10 protein-coding genes and 3 pseudogenes are annotated in these 15981 nt (G+C 69.5%); 7 read left to right on the top strand and 6 right to left on the bottom strand.

Annotation, left to right across the window (positions count from 1 at the left end; genetic code table 11):
- Positions 1-33: 33 nt before the first annotated feature.
- Positions 34-595: pseudogene (locus ACFYWI_RS35050) on the top strand (sigma-70 family RNA polymerase sigma factor); the annotation flags it as partial.
- 444 nt (positions 596-1039) lie between these two features.
- Positions 1040-1468, top strand: coding sequence for a DUF6892 domain-containing protein (locus tag ACFYWI_RS35045; protein ID WP_389239831.1), 429 nt, complete (start codon positions 1040-1042; stop codon positions 1466-1468).
- A gap of 417 nt (positions 1469-1885) precedes the next feature.
- Here the strand turns inward: ACFYWI_RS35045 and ACFYWI_RS35040 are convergent, their stop codons facing one another.
- Positions 1886-2272 carry a VOC family protein gene (locus ACFYWI_RS35040; protein ID WP_389239830.1) on the bottom strand — a complete coding sequence of 129 codons (387 nt, stop codon included), beginning with the start codon at positions 2270-2272 and terminating at the stop codon, positions 1886-1888.
- Positions 2273-2335: 63 nt separating this feature from the next.
- Here ACFYWI_RS35040 and ACFYWI_RS35035 point away from each other — a divergent pair, with 63 nt between their 5' ends.
- Complete coding sequence (locus ACFYWI_RS35035) at positions 2336-3301, top strand: helix-turn-helix transcriptional regulator (RefSeq protein WP_389239829.1); 966 nt, start codon at positions 2336-2338, stop codon at positions 3299-3301.
- A 312-nt stretch (positions 3302-3613) separates the two neighbouring features.
- Here the strand turns inward: ACFYWI_RS35035 and ACFYWI_RS35030 are convergent, their stop codons facing one another.
- A complete protein-coding gene (locus tag ACFYWI_RS35030) occupies positions 3614-4267 on the bottom strand; it encodes a TetR/AcrR family transcriptional regulator (RefSeq protein WP_389239828.1) in 654 nt (217 codons plus the stop codon).
- Between the two features lie 78 nt (positions 4268-4345).
- Between ACFYWI_RS35030 and ACFYWI_RS35025 the strand changes: the two genes are divergently transcribed.
- Complete coding sequence (locus ACFYWI_RS35025; RefSeq protein WP_389239827.1) at positions 4346-7549, top strand: carboxyl transferase domain-containing protein; 3204 nt, start codon at positions 4346-4348, stop codon at positions 7547-7549.
- A gap of 67 nt (positions 7550-7616) precedes the next feature.
- Here ACFYWI_RS35025 and ACFYWI_RS35020 read toward each other — a convergent pair.
- Positions 7617-7841: pseudogene (locus ACFYWI_RS35020) on the bottom strand (transposase); the annotation flags it as partial.
- A 914-nt stretch (positions 7842-8755) separates the two neighbouring features.
- Here ACFYWI_RS35020 and ACFYWI_RS35015 point away from each other — a divergent pair.
- From ACFYWI_RS35015 to ACFYWI_RS35005, 3 genes and pseudogenes are all read left to right on the top strand, one after another.
- A complete protein-coding gene (locus tag ACFYWI_RS35015) occupies positions 8756-10780 on the top strand; it encodes a protein kinase (protein WP_389239826.1) in 2025 nt (674 codons plus the stop codon).
- Between the two features lie 230 nt (positions 10781-11010).
- On the top strand, positions 11011-12948 hold the full coding sequence (locus ACFYWI_RS35010) for an FHA domain-containing protein (protein ID WP_389239825.1): 1938 nt from the start codon (positions 11011-11013) through the stop codon (positions 12946-12948).
- Between the two features lie 570 nt (positions 12949-13518).
- Positions 13519-13926 (top strand): annotated as a pseudogene (locus ACFYWI_RS35005) (sigma factor-like helix-turn-helix DNA-binding protein); the annotation flags it as partial.
- 21 nt (positions 13927-13947) lie between these two features.
- On the opposite strand, the gene ACFYWI_RS35000 reads toward ACFYWI_RS35005, so the two are convergent.
- The 3 genes from ACFYWI_RS35000 to ACFYWI_RS34990 all read right to left on the bottom strand — a co-directional run bounded on the left by ACFYWI_RS35000 (position 13948) and on the right by ACFYWI_RS34990 (position 15534).
- Positions 13948-14343, bottom strand: coding sequence for a caspase family protein (locus tag ACFYWI_RS35000; RefSeq protein ID WP_389239824.1), 396 nt, complete (start codon positions 14341-14343; stop codon positions 13948-13950).
- Between the two features lie 256 nt (positions 14344-14599).
- Positions 14600-15154 (bottom strand): hypothetical protein, encoded by a 555-nt coding sequence (locus ACFYWI_RS34995; RefSeq protein ID WP_389239823.1) that lies wholly within the window; start codon positions 15152-15154, stop codon positions 14600-14602.
- Positions 15155-15369: 215 nt separating this feature from the next.
- Complete coding sequence (locus tag ACFYWI_RS34990) at positions 15370-15534, bottom strand: hypothetical protein (RefSeq protein ID WP_389239822.1); 165 nt, start codon at positions 15532-15534, stop codon at positions 15370-15372.
- Positions 15535-15981: the final 447 nt, after the last annotated feature.

Genomic DNA, 15981 nt, shown 5'->3' with positions numbered 1-15981 from the left:
GCGACAACCACTGGAATCCACCCCCCGGTTTGCGAGCCCCGGGCCGTCGAGGAACTCGTGCGCGCCTTGCACCGCGACATCTGGCGCTACGCCGCCTACCATCAGCGCCGACGTACAGGCCGCCGACAACCTCACACAGGAGACCGTCCTCCGGGCCCTGGGCAGTCTCCACCGGTTCGAAGGCCGTTCGTAGGCACGGACGTGGCTGCTCTCCATCGCACGGTGGTGGACAGCCTCCGCCACGCGGCCGCACGCCCCAAGGTGTCGAACCGGGACGACTGGCAGACGGTGGCCGAGCAGGCCCAGCCGAGAGTACCCGCCTTGAAGACGGGATAGCACTCGCCGAACTCCTGGCGACCATCCCCGCCGAACGGCGAGAAGCATTCGTCATCACCCAGCTCCTGGGCCTGCCCTACGCCGAAGTGGCCGAGGCCATGGGCTGCCCGATCGGCACCGTCCGCTCACGTGTGGCCGAGCCCGCACGTCACTGATCGCCCTCCTGACGGGCACCGACACCTCAGTCGACGATGAGACCCCCGCAGCTCCACGACGTTCAGCGGCGAAGCCGTCCCCCGCCATGGCGACCGTGGCCTGACGTTCCAGAGGTTCCGCCCCGTTACGCGGGGTGGAACCCGCTGCGCCGGGTCTGATCCTGGGGCGTCTGCCGCCTGTTGAAGGTGCCGCGCGTTAGACAGGTGTGGTGACGGAGCGTGGGCCGGAGGACGGCGGTGGGGAGGGGGCTCAGCCGGAGCTGTGCGACCTGTGCGACCTGTGCGGGCCGTGACCTGGGACAGCGCGAGGTGGTCTGCTGTGGTCCCGGACTCATCATCGATCACGGTCGAGCCCGAGCTCGATGGCAAGCGGTTGGTCGTCGGAAGTTCGCGCGTACACCTCGCTGAGCTGGTTGAGCAGTACGAACGTCGGGCGTTCGTGGAGGCCGAGCTGTGGGCCGGGAAGATCGGGCGGGTAAGGAGTACCCGGCAGGTCATGAGCGGACCGAGGCGGCGCTCGTGTCAGTGCTGTGATCTAGGTTGCCCCCATGGCCGAATTCAAGGACTTCAACTTCAAGCTCATCGTCGTCGAGCAGCTGATGTACACCGACGAGACGCTGACGCCTCGGTTTCACCTCGACGACCTCCTACAGGAGAAGGGGCTCGGCGACGATCCCTGGGAGTACGCCTACCAGCACGGGCTGGCGTACAAGGTGGTGCCGGAGGCCCGCAGCCACTTCGAGTCGCTGGAGATCAGCGACGAACTCCTGGCCACCGTCGAAGAGCTGGTCATGGACGGCGGAAACCAGGTGTACACGGAGTGCTCGCCGATCTGGGACGGCGAGGACGACCTGTACGACGTCGCCTCACTCGATGACCTGGAACTGCTCCCGAACCTCCGCCGGGTACTCGGCTCAGAGTTCCTGGACCCGGAGTTGCAGGACACCCTCCGCGCCCGCGGCATCATCGCCGACTAGCCAGGAGCCCGGCCACAGCAGGCACTGCCCACCTCCCAGGGCGCCGTCCGCCCCGTGGCCCCCCCGGGCGCCCGTACTTCGGTGCCCCGCAGCCGCCCCTTCGGGCTCCTGGCAAGCGGCCTTCACCCTCTCCGCGTTTTCCGTGTACGCCGTTCTGATGGGCCCTGATCCCCCTGCTCACATCACGCAGAGCAGGCCACCGCAGTCGCTGGACCGCTGGGGCACCGCCGCCTGCGGCTGGCTCTCTGCCTTCCTGGACAGCCCCGTCCACATCGCGGCCGCGCTCACCCCCTGGGCTGATCAGATAGATCTCACAACTCGCGAAGTCGCGCGGCCTCTTCACAGCTGTATGAGGATGACGGTGAGTTCGTCACCCTGCGTGGGTGCGCGGTCGTAGACATCGGTCGGCCGATGGTCTCAGCCCATCGTGGAGATGCAGAACGGGTGGCCTGCGGGGTCCAGCAAGACCCTCCGCTGATCGGGGTGTGGTTGAAACGGGGGCTCCACGGCGCCCAGTGCCAGCATCCGCGCCTGGGCGGCGTCCAGCTCGTCGACGCCCAGTTCGATGTGAGCCTGCTTACCCTGGGTCGGGTCCGGCCAGGTCGGACGCCGGTAGTCGGCCACCCGGATGAAGCCCAGTCCGGGTGAACCCTCCCGGCCGAGCAGGATGAAGTCGTCGCTGGAGTAGACGACGGGCAGGCCAAGCGCGTTGCCGTAGAAGCGGGCCAGCTCGGCGGGGTCCGAGCAGTCGAAGTCGACGGACAGCAAGCGGATCGCGGGTGCGGATGTGGGTTCGGTACTCATGGGGGAGACGCTATGACGGGACCAGGACAGTTCCGGTCCTGGTCATCGGGGACACTTCGGGATGTGATCAGCACATCCGCCCGCCTACTGCGACTGGTCTCGTTGCTGTCCACACGGCCGACGTGGACCTGCCGCGAGCTGGCTGAGCGGATGGCGATCACTGACCGCACGGTCCGACGGGACATCGCCCGGCTGCGGGAACTCGGCTATGGCATCGAGTCCGACCCCGGGCCGTGGGGCGGCTACCGCCTCAGCGGCGGCACCCGGGTGCCGCCGCTGCTCCTCGACGACGAGGAGGCGCTCGCCGTGGCCGTCGCACTGCGAGAGGCCGCGCTGAGCGGCGTCCTGGGTGGCGACCAGGCCGCGCTGTCGGCGCTGTCGAAACTACGGCAGGTCCTACCGCCTCGGATCGCGGACCGGCTGGGCGAGATGGACGCCACCTTCGCACACACTCCCAGGCCCGAGGGCCGTCAGATCTCGCCCGGCATGCTGCTGGAACTGGCCGCCGCTTGCCGCCGTGGTGAGCGCACCCGTCTGTCGTACCGAGACCATGCGGGGAAGGCCACTGTCCGGGACGTCGACCCCTACCGCCTGGTACACACGGGCCTCCGCTGGTACTTCGTTGCCCGGGACGTGGCCCGGAACCAGTGGCGGACGTTCCGGGCCGACCGGGTGGTACAAGTACAGCCGACCGGATATACGGTCGAACTCGTCGACCCGCCCGACCCGGCGCTCCTCGTCTCCCGAGGCATCGCGGGCGTCGTGTACCCGCTCTATGTGACAGTCCGGCTACCGCACCCCATGGACCAGGCGCTACGGCTGGTCCCGCCGACGATCGGCACCCATCACCCGGACGGCCCCGATGCCACCATCGTCGAAATCGGCGGCAACGACGCCGACCAGCTCGCCACATACCTCCTCAGCCTGGGCACCACGCTACGGGTCCTGTCACCGGACCGGGTACGGGAGGCGCTGCTGCGCCGCACCCGAGACCTGTTCGAGGACAACGGGGGCGGTCAGCCCCGGTAGGGGGCGTTGCGCCGGGTACGAGGACTCAGCCGCAACTGGTGTCAGAGGGTTACCCGGCTCCTTCGGACGGAGGTGATCAGTGGGCGCTCAGGACCGGTCCGGGCGGCGGGGCCGCAGCGGGCGGTAGCCGGGTCGAGCTTGGCGAGTTCGGTGTCGACTTCCACGGAAATCGTGCCGAAGAAATTCACGTTCTCCGAGTGGGCCGGGGAGACATGGGCCAACAGTTCGTCGTCGACCGCGCGGCCCTCGGCTCAAGTTCGCCCGCGCGATGGGTCACCGTCTCCGATTGCCCCTGACGGGCGCGCAGGTCGTTCAGGTACTCCTCGGTCCGGCTGGTTCGCATCGTGCAGTTCCTGTTCCGAGCAGGTGCAGATACATGGCCGTGACATCGCGGACGGCGGCGTCGTACTCCTTCGGTCGCTGGGCGACGAGACGGGCGAACTGGATGCTCATACCGCCCACGGCACGGGCGACGGAAAGCGGATCGGCGACGGGGGCGAGCCGGCCGTCGGCGCTGAGCCTGCGGATGTAGCGGGCGGCACGGTGGACGGGGCGTTCCTGGATCTCATCCCACAACTCCCTGACGTCACCGTCGGTCTGCGCCTGTTGCTCGAGCAGCCGCAGCAGTGGCAGGTGCCGGGCGTAGGCGGAGATGAAGGCGGCCGTGGACGCCTCGGCGACCGCGGCGGCGTTGTCCAGGTCGACGCCCGGCACGTCCTGGGCGGCGAGGAACGCGTCCCGTACGCGGACCGCCAGCACGCGGAAGATCTCCTCCTTCGAGGCGAAGTAGACGTAGAAGCTCGCCCGTGAGAACTCGGCCTCGGCCGTGATGTCGGCGATGGTCGCGAGCCCGTAGCCGCGGCGCGCGAAGACCGACTCCGCGGCGTCGAGGAGCTGGGTGCGCGCCGGTGCGTCGGTGCGGTCGCGTGCGGTTCTGGTCGCCCAGGGCTGTTGTCTGCGTGCCACGCGGCGAGCTTATTGACGTTGACGCCAATGTCAATGAGCATGGCGGCGCCGTCTCGTGTCGGATTTGCTGGAGGACTCATGGGTTCTGACGCCGTATTGGTCGCCAATCGCGGGGAGATCGCCGTACGGGTGCTGCGGGCCGCGGCGGAAGCGGGGATGCGGACGGTGGCCGTGTACGCCGAGGACGACGTGCAAGCGGCCCATGTGCGTCTCGCCGACGAGGCGCATCCGCTGCCCGGCACGGGGTCGGCCGCGTATCTGGACGGCGGCGCGGTGCTGGCAGCGGCCCGGAAAGCCGGGTGCGGGCTGCTGCACCCCGGCTACGGCTTCCTCAGCGAGGACGCGGACTTCGCGGCGCGCTGCGCGGGCGAGGGCATCGTGTTCGTCGGCCCCGACCCGGAGGTGATCGCCCTCTTCGGCGACAAGAGCCGCGCCAGGGCGCTGGCGCAACGGCTCAGGGTGCCGGTGCTCGCCGGGACCGACGGGCCGACGAGTCTGGCGGAGGCACGGGAGTTCCTGACCGGCCTCGGGCCCGGTGGTGCCGTGATGGTCAAGGCCGTCGGCGGAGGCGGCGGGCGCGGAATACGGGCGGTCCGGGGCGCCGACGAGCTGGAGGAGGCCTGGGAACGCTGCCGGTCGGAGGCCGAGCAGGGCTTCGGACGCGGCGAGTTGTACGTGGAGCGGCTGCTGGCGGGCGCCCGCCACATCGAGGTGCAGGTGCTCGGCGACACGACCGGCACCGTCACACATCTCTGGGAGCGCGACTGCAGCGCCCAGCAGCGCCACCAGAAGCTGATCGAGACCGCCCCGGCCCCAGCCTTGTGTGCGACGGTGCGCGATCGGCTGCTCGACAGCGCCCTCCGGATGGCGCGCGAGACCCGCTACACCGGGCTCGGCACCTTCGAATTCCTCGTCAACGGCGAGGAGTTCCACTTCATCGAAGCCAACCCGCGCCTCCAGGTGGAGCATACGGTCACCGAGGAGGTGACGGGTTTCGATCTGGTCGCCCTGCAACTCCACCTGTCGGCCGGTCGGACGCTGGCCTCGCTGGGCCTGGGCGGGACGCCGGCGCCGCCGCGCGGTTTCGCCGTCCAGGCACGCGTGTACGCCGAGGAGCCGGGCGCACTGAACCGGTTCGAGGTGCCGACGGGCCCTGGCGTGCGCGTGGACACGGCGACGCGGACCGGGGACACCACCGGCACGCGCTATGACCCGCTGCTCGCGAAGGTGATCGCCCGGGTCCCGGAGGGCTCGGCTTTCGCGGCGGCCTGCGAGCGGGCGCGGCGGGCCCTCGGTGAGTTCGTCGTCGAGGGCGTACGGACCGGGATCCCGCTGTTGAACGCGGTGCTTCGGGATCCGGAGTTCGTCGCGGGCGGCACGGACACCGGCTTTGTCGAGCAGTTGACCGAACAACTGGTCGGCGGGCAGATCGAAGGGCTGTCCGAAGGGCCGTCCGCGACGTCGGATGCCGTGACCGGTGCCGACGGCACGGTGGCGGCACCGATGAGCGGCACGGTCGTCTCCATCGCCGCGACGGCAGGGCAGCCGGTCGGCGCCGGCCGACAGCTGCTCGTGGTCGAAGCGATGAAGATGGAGCACGTCATACGTGCCGAGAGGGCCGGAACGGTACGCGCCGTGCTCGTGGCGGTGGGCGACACCGTCTCCCAAGGAAAGCCGCTGGTTCTGCTGGATCCCGCGGACGGCACCGGGACCGTGGAGGCGGACGCCGCGGCCGTGGATCTCGACGCCGTACGCCGCGATCTCGCGGAGGTACGGGCGCGGCACGCCCTCACATCGGACGACCACCGACCCGAGGCGGTCGCCAAGCGGCACCGGATCGGCCGGCGTACGGCCCGCGAGAACATCGCCGATCTGTGCGACGAGGGCAGTTTCACCGAGTTCGGGGCACTGGCCGTCGCGGCACAGCGCCAACGGCGCTCACTGCAGGACCTGATCGTCTCGACCCCGGCCGACGGCATGGTGACCGGCACGGGGAGGATCGCCGGATCCCCGGTCGTCGCCATGTCGTACGACTACACGGTCCTCGCGGGCACCCAGGGGCTGCAGAACCACCGCAAGACCGACCGGATGCTGAAGCTTGCGGCCGAGCGGCGGCTCCCCGTGGTGCTTTTCGCCGAGGGCGGCGGTGGCCGCCCCGGTGACACGGACACCACGTCCGTGGCAGGTCTAGATGTGATGACGTTCCATCAGATGGCGCGACTGAGCGGCTCGGTGCCGCTGCTCGGCATTGCGTCGGGCCGCTGCTTCGCGGGCAACGCGGCGCTGCTGGGCTGCTGCGACGTGGTGATCGCGACGCCGGAGGCAACCATCGGCATGGGCGGTCCCGCGATGATCGAGGGCGGCGGTCTCGGCGTGTACACGCCCGAGGAAGTCGGCCCGTTGTCGGTCCAGGTACCCAATGGCGTGGTGGACGTCGCCGTCGCGGACGAGGCGGAGGCGGTGCGTGTGGCCCGAACATATCTGTCCTACTTCCGTGGGACACAGGAGAGTTGGCAGGCCCCGGATCCGCGGCTGCTTCGCCATGCCGTGCCCGAGAACCGGCGCCGCGCCTACGACATCCGGCACGTCGTGGAGGGCTTCGCGGACATTGGTTCGGTGCTGGAGCTGCGGCAGGGTTTCGGCATCGGGGTCATCACGGCACTGATCCGGGTCGAAGGGCGCCCGATGGGGCTCCTCGCCAGCAACCCGGGCCATCTCGGCGGGGCGATCGACCGGGACGCCGCCGACAAGGCAGCCCGCTTCCTGAAGCTCTGTGACGCCTTCGGGCTGCCGATCGTCTCATTCTGTGATACGCCCGGTTTCATGGTGGGACCCGATGCCGAGCGGACCGCGACGGTACGCCACTTCGCCGGGCTCTTCTTGGCCGGCGCCCATCTACGCGTACCGCTGGTGTCGCTCATTCTCCGGAAGGCGTACGGGCTCGGTGCGATGGCCATGATGGGCGGTTCGACCCGCGTCCCGCTGGCCACTGCCTCCTGGCCGAGCGGCGAGCTGGGCGGCATGGGACTGGAAGGCGCGGTGCGCCTCGGTTACCGCAAGGAGCTCGCCGCGATCGAGGACGCGGAGGCACGGCAGCAAGCGTTCGAGGAGCGCGTCGCCGAGTTGTACGAGCACGGCAAAGCAGTGAACGCCGCTGCCGCACTGGAGATCGACGCGGTGATCGACCCGGCCGCTTCCCGGGAGTGGGTGCTGGCCGCTCTGGACGGGCACCGGGCGGCTGCCGCGGAGGCAGGCCGTGGGGGATTCGTGGACACCTGGTGAGGGGCGTCCCTCGCGTGTATCAGCCGAGGGATGCATCAGGCGCCATCACCGATAGAACTCAAGCACGGTCGAGCGGCCGGTTCTGCCATTCCGCCATTCCCTCCACCACCTTGTCGGTGATCGTGGAGATGGTCTGCTTGGACACCTCCGCCCCGTAGACCTCGGCCAGATGCGCGGAGATCTCCCCGTGGGGGAGGCCCTTCGCTGACAGGGAGAGCACCATTTCGTCCACGCCGGACAGGCGGCGCTGCCGCCGCGTGCGTGGTGCGGTACGAAAGCCGTCCGGGTCACGATGTCGCGTCCAGCGGACACCTGGTGCGGTGGACCGACGATGCCATCCGGCCGTCGCGTACCGCGCGGGATGCGATTTCGGCGACTCCCGCGGTGTCGAGGAGTCCCTCCACACCGCTGGGCGCCTCCTTGCGTCCAGCTCCGGGAACTCGGTACCGCGGGGCAGTACGACGTCGGCGCCGAGGTCCTTGACCAACGGCTCGTCCTTCGGTGCCGCGTCGGCGATCACTCGGTACCCGTCCGCCTTGGCCAGTCGGACGACGTAGCCGCCGACCGCACCGGCCGTTCCGCTGACCGCCACGGTGGCACCGGCAGGAAACTCCAGCAGGTCCAGCGCCATTACGGGCCGTCAGGAGGATCATCGGCAGTGTGGCGGCCTCGATGTCGGACGTACCGGCTGGCACGCGGACCACCGACTCGGAGGGGACGACGAGGTGTGTCCTCAATGTCTCCGGGCAGGTCGGCTGCGCCTTGGCCGCCTTGGCCGCCTTGGCGCCTGGTGGTCGCCGCGCTGCTGCTCCTCGCCATCACGGTCACCGAGCCTGCTGCTCGGACACGCTCCCGCGGCATCGACCGCTGCATTCGAACCTGCCAGGGGCCTCGAAAAGAAAGTCGACGTTATGACCACCGCGACGTCACAACTTCCCTACAGCGAGCGCCAAGACGAGCGCTTACCCAGGTCCGCACTTCACGAACATCAGGCGTTTGATCATACTGTCCAGGGGCTGAGTCCTTCTCGGTCAGCGGCGTGGTGCGTCGCCGGTTCTTCCGCGCCGTACACCGGTGTTGGAGGCGAAGTCCGGCGGGACGTCCGGCCGTGGCCGAACCGCAGGGACCCCGCCCCGGCAGGCAACGGATCGGACGGGGGCGTCGCCACTCCTCGGCCGTTCGCAAAGGACAAGGAGTACGGCCCTCATGCCACAACAGAACACAGCGTCGCCGGACGCGGGTGCCGAACGGCTGGTCGCCGGTCGCTACCGCTTGCTGTCCGTTCTCGGCGAGGGCGGTATGGGCACCGTGTGGCGCGCCCGCGACGAGGTACTGCACCGCGAGGTCGCCGTCAAGGAGGTACGCGCTCCCGTCGGACTGGCCGTAGCGCAGGTCGAGCGGATGTACGCTCGCTTGGAGCGGGAGGCCTGGGCGGCGGCGCGCATCAGTGCTCGCGGTGTGGTGACCGTCCACGACGTCGCCACCGACGACGGCCGACCCTGGATCGTCATGGAGTTCGTCCGCGGCCGGTCGCTGGCCGACGTGATCGGCTCCCAGGGTGCCCTCACGCCGCGGGAGGCCGCGCGCATAGGTGCCGAGGTGCTGGCCGCGCTGCGGGCGGCGCATGGCGCCGGAGTGCTGCACCGCGACGTGAAACCCGCCAACGTCCTGCTCGCAGACGACGGCAGGGTGGTGCTCACCGACTTCGGCATCGCCACCGTTGAGGGGGATTCCGCGCTGACGATGACCGGCGAGGTCGTCGGCTCTCCCGAGTATCTGGCGCCGGAGCGGGCACTGGGCCAGAACCCCGGCCCCGCGTCGGACCTGTGGTCCCTCGGAGCGTTGCTCTACACGGCCGTCCAGGGCCGTTCGCCCTTCCGCCGAACCACCCCACTGGGCACTCTGCGCGCCGTCGTCGACGACGAGTTGCCCCCGCCGCATCGGGCCGGGCCCCTCGCGTCCGTCATCGAAGGCCTGATGCGTAAGGACCCCGACGATCGGATGTCGGCCGAACAGGCCGAGCAGGAGCTGCGCCTGGCTGGTGCTGACGGCACATCAGGCGCCGACACGGCCACGCCGTCCGCCCCGCTGCCCGCAGCGGCCACTGAAGAGCTGCCCACCGCCGAGTCCCCGCTCGGGGAGACCGCAGCTACGGTCACGGCCACGGTCGGGGCGCCGACCGTGTTGGCGTCATCGCCTGTCCCGGAAGACGTTACGGACGCCAGGGACATGGCGGCGACAGTCGACGTCCCCACAGCACAGGAACCTGCGGCTTCCGGGGCGCCGGCGAACACCGTCTCCGCCCCCGCCCCACCGGAAGCGGGGACGACGGCCACGGTCGACGTACCCACGGCCGCGGCATACCCCAACGCCCCCATCGCCCAGGCACAGCCCCCGCTTCCCGGTGCCGTACCTGCGGCCACCGCCGAGACGGCCGCCGCGGCGGCCCGCTCATCCGTCGACGCCGCCTCCCCGCCCACCGCGGCCAGCCCCGCCGTCCCCGGCGTCCCCGCTTCTCCCGCCCCGCCGCGTCCCGCGCCGGGGGCCGCCTCGTCTTCGGGCATCGCCGAGCCGCCCACCGAACTGGCAGGCCCGGTATCAGGGCCCGAACCCACGGCCGTTTCTGCGGTGCTCGCCTCGCCGGGGGCGCTCGAGATCGAGGGCGCCGAAGCGTCCGGTCACCGCCCCACGAGGCGGAGACGGCGCGTCGGGTACCTGACCGCGGCGGGGGCTGTCGTGCTCGCGCTGCTCGTAGGCGGTCTGGGCTATGTGCTCGGCGGCGGCGACGGTGAGGGTCGCAAGGGCACTGGTTCGCCCACGGGGCAGGCGCAGGCCACTGCCTCCGGTGCGGCGAGCAGCGGGTCGGATCACACCGCCGAGCAGCCCGTCTCGGTCACCGTGACCGGGGGCGCGACCACGTACGTCGGAGACTGCCCCCCGGCGGACTCGCAGGCTCCCTGGTTCACCGCGACCTTCACGGTGTCCGAGTTGCCCTTCCAGTTCTCGTACCGGTGGGTCTCGACGAACGGGTCCGTGATCGACCGGCAGTGGCGGACGCTGGCCTTCCCGGAAGGCGGCCCCCGCACCCATAAGGAGACGGTGCGGCTGTCGACGTATGCGCAGACCGGAACGCTCCGCAGCCGGATGGCCGTGGAGATCCGCTCACCGTTCGAGGCGGTGTCCAACTCTGTGCCGTTCTCGGTGACATGTGCCTCGACGACGGGCGGCTAGTCAACCAGGCGTCAAGGTCGGCGCCGCGCAGCCGAGCCATTCCCGCGCATCGGCCATACTGCAACCAGTACGAGTTGGACCACTGCCGGGCCGACTCGGACATGACCGGTCAAGTGAGCCTCGCTGGACCGGAGTTTTGTGGGAGTGACGTACGACTCTCACCCTCGTGGCGGACCAACCGGAGGGTGCGGTTCCTCTACCCGCACCCGAGACTTTCGCAAGGAGTTTCTGTGTCGTCGGTCATCGTGGGACGCACGGGTCCCTTCGCCGGTCAGAGCGTGGTCCTGGGCAGCGCTCCGCTGCGATTCGGACGCAAGAGCGACAACGACGTGATCATCGTCAGCGTCAGCGCCTCCCGTCTGCACACCGAGATCGTGACGGAGGACGGCGCGTTCGTCCTCTACGACCGCAGCAAGAACGGAACCTTCGTCAACGACCAGCGCGTCACCCGTCACGTGCTCGTGCCCGGCGACTCCATACGCATCGGCGACGAGACCTTCCTGTTCGAGACGCAGGAGGCCGTGGAGACGGTCATGGACCTCTCCCAGCTCGACCTGCCCCGCGCCAATGCCTCGGCGAACCCGGGCGAGCTGCGGGTCACGGTGACCGGAGGAGGCCCGGTCGGCCTTGCCTTCGCCCTGCTGCTGGAGAACGCCCTGCCGGGGAAGGCGTCCATCACCGTCTACGACGGCCGGTGGATCAGAAACGGCTCCACCGTGGTCTGGAAGGACGAGACCCAGGGCAACGTCCGCCGCCAGCAGGTCGTCACCGTCCAGAGCCGTCAGTACCTCGCCCTCACCGAGGAGATGCAGTCGGCGCTGTTCGACGCGGGCGGATTCTCCGAGATGTGGCCCCTGGGACCGGACTCCGTGGACGGCCGCCCGCCCCGCAACATCCGGATCGCCTACATCGAGGACAAACTGCTGGAACTGGCCAACGCCAAGTCCGCGATCCGCCTGGTGCCGAAGCGATTCGATCCCTCGGAGCAGCAGCACCGGCTCTCCCAGGAACATGTCCTGGTGATCAGCGAGGGCGGCCGGTCGCGCACCCGAGAGCACTTCGGGGACCGTTTCGGCGCGGCCGACTCCACGATCTACTCCCTCGACGGGGAGCACCTTCAGGACCTGGTGCTGGGACTGCGGGTCAAGTCCCAGCTCTCGGACCCCATGAGCGTCCTGCTGACCGTGGCGCAGAACCGGTTCCTGCTCAACTCGCTGCGTGGCGAGGGGTTCCTCAACATGAGGCTGACCCGCGAGGAGGCCGGCAACGTGATCGGCATCGACCCGGTCCGGCAGGTCTTCGAGGAGTGCGTGGCGGCCCGGCCCTGCCTGATGAGCCGGCACGAGGACAACGAGTTCGTCTGCCCGACCCATGGGACCCTGTTCCTGCCCGCCCTGCTGCGCAGCTCGCCGCTGTGGAAGCAGATCCAGGAGGGCCTGAGGCTGTTCGGCGTCGCCGCGGACGATCTCAGCGCCATCACCTCGTTCCGGCTGGACATGGTGCAGCGCCCCCGGTTCACGGCCCAGCTCAGCCGCCCTACCGCCACGAGCCCCGGAACCTACGGCTTCCTGCTGGGCGACGCGGCCAACGCCATCCACTTCTGGCCGGGGCGGGGCCTCAACAGTGGCCTCGCCTCGGCTGTTTCCCTCTCCCGCTCCCTCAGCCGGGTCTGGCAGGGCCGTCCGCTGCGCGACGCCGACTTCATCCGGCACGAGGCGGCAATGTCCATGCTCCAGTACCGGCACAAGAGCCGGGCCTGGAACGCCATGGTCACCACCGACGAACGAGGCGTGACCCGCGCCATCAAGGACATCATCGCCGACAGCCTGGAAGGGGACCGGGTCGTTGCCGAACCCGACGCCGGGCGGTCCGATCTGGACCTCTTGCTGGACCGGATGCGCGCGATCCGCGAGCGCCTCGCCCCCCGCCTCCCCGGAATGCCCAGCGACGAGGAACTGCGCAGCCACCTGTCCACCCTCGCTCCGTCGACCCTGCGGGCCTTGCAGGAGAGCGGCGCCTGGGACACGCTGATCGTCGGCGGTGAGGAGGCCGACATCGACATCTTCTACCAGTCGGATGCCCCGGTCTTCGTCGGCCGCCCCATCGATCCGCGCATCGTCGGCCAGGCGGCAGGACCGCGGCAGCCGGGGGCTCTCGACCCGGCGTGATGCGGGCACTCCGCCCCTGAGGTCGAACGTTCACATGCTGTCCCGTTATCAGAAGAAGGGGGCCCGGCACAGCGGGGCCCCCTTCCACGGGATCAAGCACCCATTCCGGGATGAAAGATCGTGAGAAACCGATCTGTAAACCCCAGCAGCTGCCTCCATGGTGTTCACGAGGGCACACATACGATCGAGGCACGAGCGCGTGGAAAAAGAGCCTGGACGCAGCGGGGATCCGGGAACCGGAGTTGCGAAGGGACTACGACGCTCAGCGCCGGCTGGTGTCGCGCTTCCGTCGTACCTCGTACCTGGCAGCTCAGCTGCTGCTACCGCGGCCGATGCTGCCCCATGTGGTCGCGGCGACAGCCGTGATGCACCACGGGGACAACCTTCTGGACACCGGTCCGAAGACGCAGCGAGCCGCAAGGTGGGCGCAGATGCGTCAGGTGCTGGACACAGGAGTGAGCGGTGATCCGCTGCTCCGCACGCTGGCTCACACCATTGCAGCCCACCCGCGGCTTCGAAGGCCCGAGGGGGGCGGTTTGGGTGTGGTGGGGGCGGGGCAGCCGTTCATAGGCACGGACGTGGCTGCTCTCCATCGCGAGACGCACGGTCGTGGACCGCCTGCGCCACGCGGCCGCACGTCCCAGGCTGTCGGGCAGGGACGACTGGCAGGCGGTGGCCGAACAGTCCCAGCCCCGTGGACGGCATAGCCTCGCCGAACTCCTGGCGACCATCCCGGACGAACGGCGAAAGGCGTTCGTCATCACCCAGCTCCTCGGGCTTCCCTACGCCGAGGCAGCCGAGGCCATGGGCTGCCCGATCGGCACCGTCCGCTCACGCGTGGCCCGAGCCCGCACGTCACTGATCGCCCTCGTCACGGACACCGACACCCCGCTCGACGATGAGACCCCCGCAGCTCTGAACGACCGCCAACGACGTTCAGCGGCGAAGCCGTCCCCCGCCATGGCGACCGTGGCCTGACGTTCCAGAGGTTCCACCCCGTTACGCGGGGTGGAACCCGCTGCGCCGGACAGAAGTTGTTTCTGATCCTGGGGTGTAGTCGATGTCAGCGGGATCGGTGTCGGCGGTCAACAGCACATGCTCGTCGCCGTCGAGAACTTCGCCGTGCCCGGAGATGCAGACGGCTAGCAGATCATCCTCACGGCGATCTGGGGACTTGGAGAACGCCCGTAGCTGATCGGTGAGTTGGGCCTTGGTGGGGTTCAGGCCGAGGTCGGTCTCGTGCCGGTAGCCCAGCTCTCCGGTGAACAGCTCGATGATCTGGTCGCGGGCCTCGACCAGCGACGGCCGGTTCCACTCCGGGGATTTGGAGTAGTGGGCGATGGCTGTGGCGATCAGGAACCGGCGAGGGGGGGCCGTTATCCCCCGCGCCGCCATCGCGCGACGAACCGCTCACGCCAGCCCCGCCGCGATCGCCCGCCACACACGGCGTCCGTCAGGTACGCCGTCGCATCGTGCGCGTGCGGACCGTTGTGCACCCTGACCGAACGGACCGACTCACCGAACGCCGGCCGCAAGTCCTTTGCCAGCGCCACCACATCACCGTCGTCGGCAATGTTCGTCCACGTCCGATCCGGCCCCACAGCCCGCACCGCACCACCCAACCCGAGTGCTGGCTCCAACCCGTGCAGGATCACGTTCGGAATGCCGAAAGGCGAACCGATCGTGACCAGCGCCCGCACCCGTGCCCGGGTCGCGCGCACAGCGCCTCGTACGCCACCACCGACCCCAGCGAATGGGCCACCACCACGCGAGTGTCGCCCCCGATTGCCTCCAGCACCCGGCCACGGGCGCGCGCCCGTACGTTGGTGTCCACGAGGTACCGGTGCACCTGTTTGAGGTCGAACACCATGGCCCGCAGCGCGATGCCCGCGAAGAACCGAGACCCCGACAGCGCCCGCAGCGCCGCCTGCACTGACCGCGGCGTCGCCGCGAGCGTGTCCGCCCCGGGACGCGCCACCGCCGGATCGGTTTCAGATGCCGCGCGCCACCACTCAAGAAGCAGCTCTCGTTCGAAGCCCTCCTCGACATCGGCGGCGCCGAAGACCGGATCCCCCACGGCGAGCGGCTCCCCGGCCGGACGGAACAGATCCCCATCGAACGCCATCGCCATGTCCGGCTCCGGCACAGCCGCGTCCGCCCAGGCGCGGCGCAACCCGTCGGCAAGGGCAGGCTGCCACTCCTTCAAGAGGGAAAGCTCCCCCAGGAGTTACTTGCCATTGCCGTGCACTCCCACCACACGCGCCAAACCGCACCGCCCCGTACTCGCCCCGCCCGTAGCCAGAACTGTAGGTGGCGGCCACATCGAACGCCGACGTAGACACAACCCCCGCACACCGCACCCTTCAACGCGCCCGCCACGCCCGACGAGGACGCTGCTCTATAGGCAACACGCCCCGCTCGCTACCTTGCACGGCGAACCAGGAGCTCCAAGACCTTGCGGGCGTCGCTGCGACGGGTCGGCGTGGGAGCGAAGACGGCCGCGAGCGCGACGACCGCGAGAGTGCCGACAAAGACCATGCCGCTGGCCAGGGCGGCCGACATGCCTGCGTGGAGAAGGGAGTGCACAAGTACCTCCGGAAGGGAGTCAGCGCCGGGCCTTCCAGGCGCTGACTCCATGAGCCCGCAGGCACCGGGCATCCGGCGATCTTCTCGGATGCTTCCGGTAGTGGCTGACACCGTCCAGAACGTCAGCCTATCCTTGGCCGCAACGCCCGGATGAAACCGGATGAAACCGGATGGCGGCCGCGAGGGGGACACTTGGCCAGTGATAGCCCGCGAGCTGAACTCGCTGCGGATCTGAAAGAGCTTCAGCTCATGGTCGGGAAACCGAGCGTGCAGGAGATCGTGAAGCTCACCGCTGAGCTCGGACCGCGCTTCGCTATGGCACGCTCGACCGTGCAGGACAAGCTCACCGGGACTAGGAGTTGTCGTCAAAGTGTCACGCCCACATCAGCAGCGAGGCGAGGGTTACGGCTGCCTGGTAGGACTCGGCGGTTTTGTCGTAGCGGGTCG

The organism is Streptomyces sp. NPDC002889 (assembly GCF_042888425.1).
Classification (GTDB): Bacteria; Actinomycetota; Actinomycetes; order Streptomycetales; family Streptomycetaceae; genus Streptomyces.
Note: the sequence above shows the minus strand (reverse complement) of the source record. Positions and strands in the feature narration are given on the sequence as shown.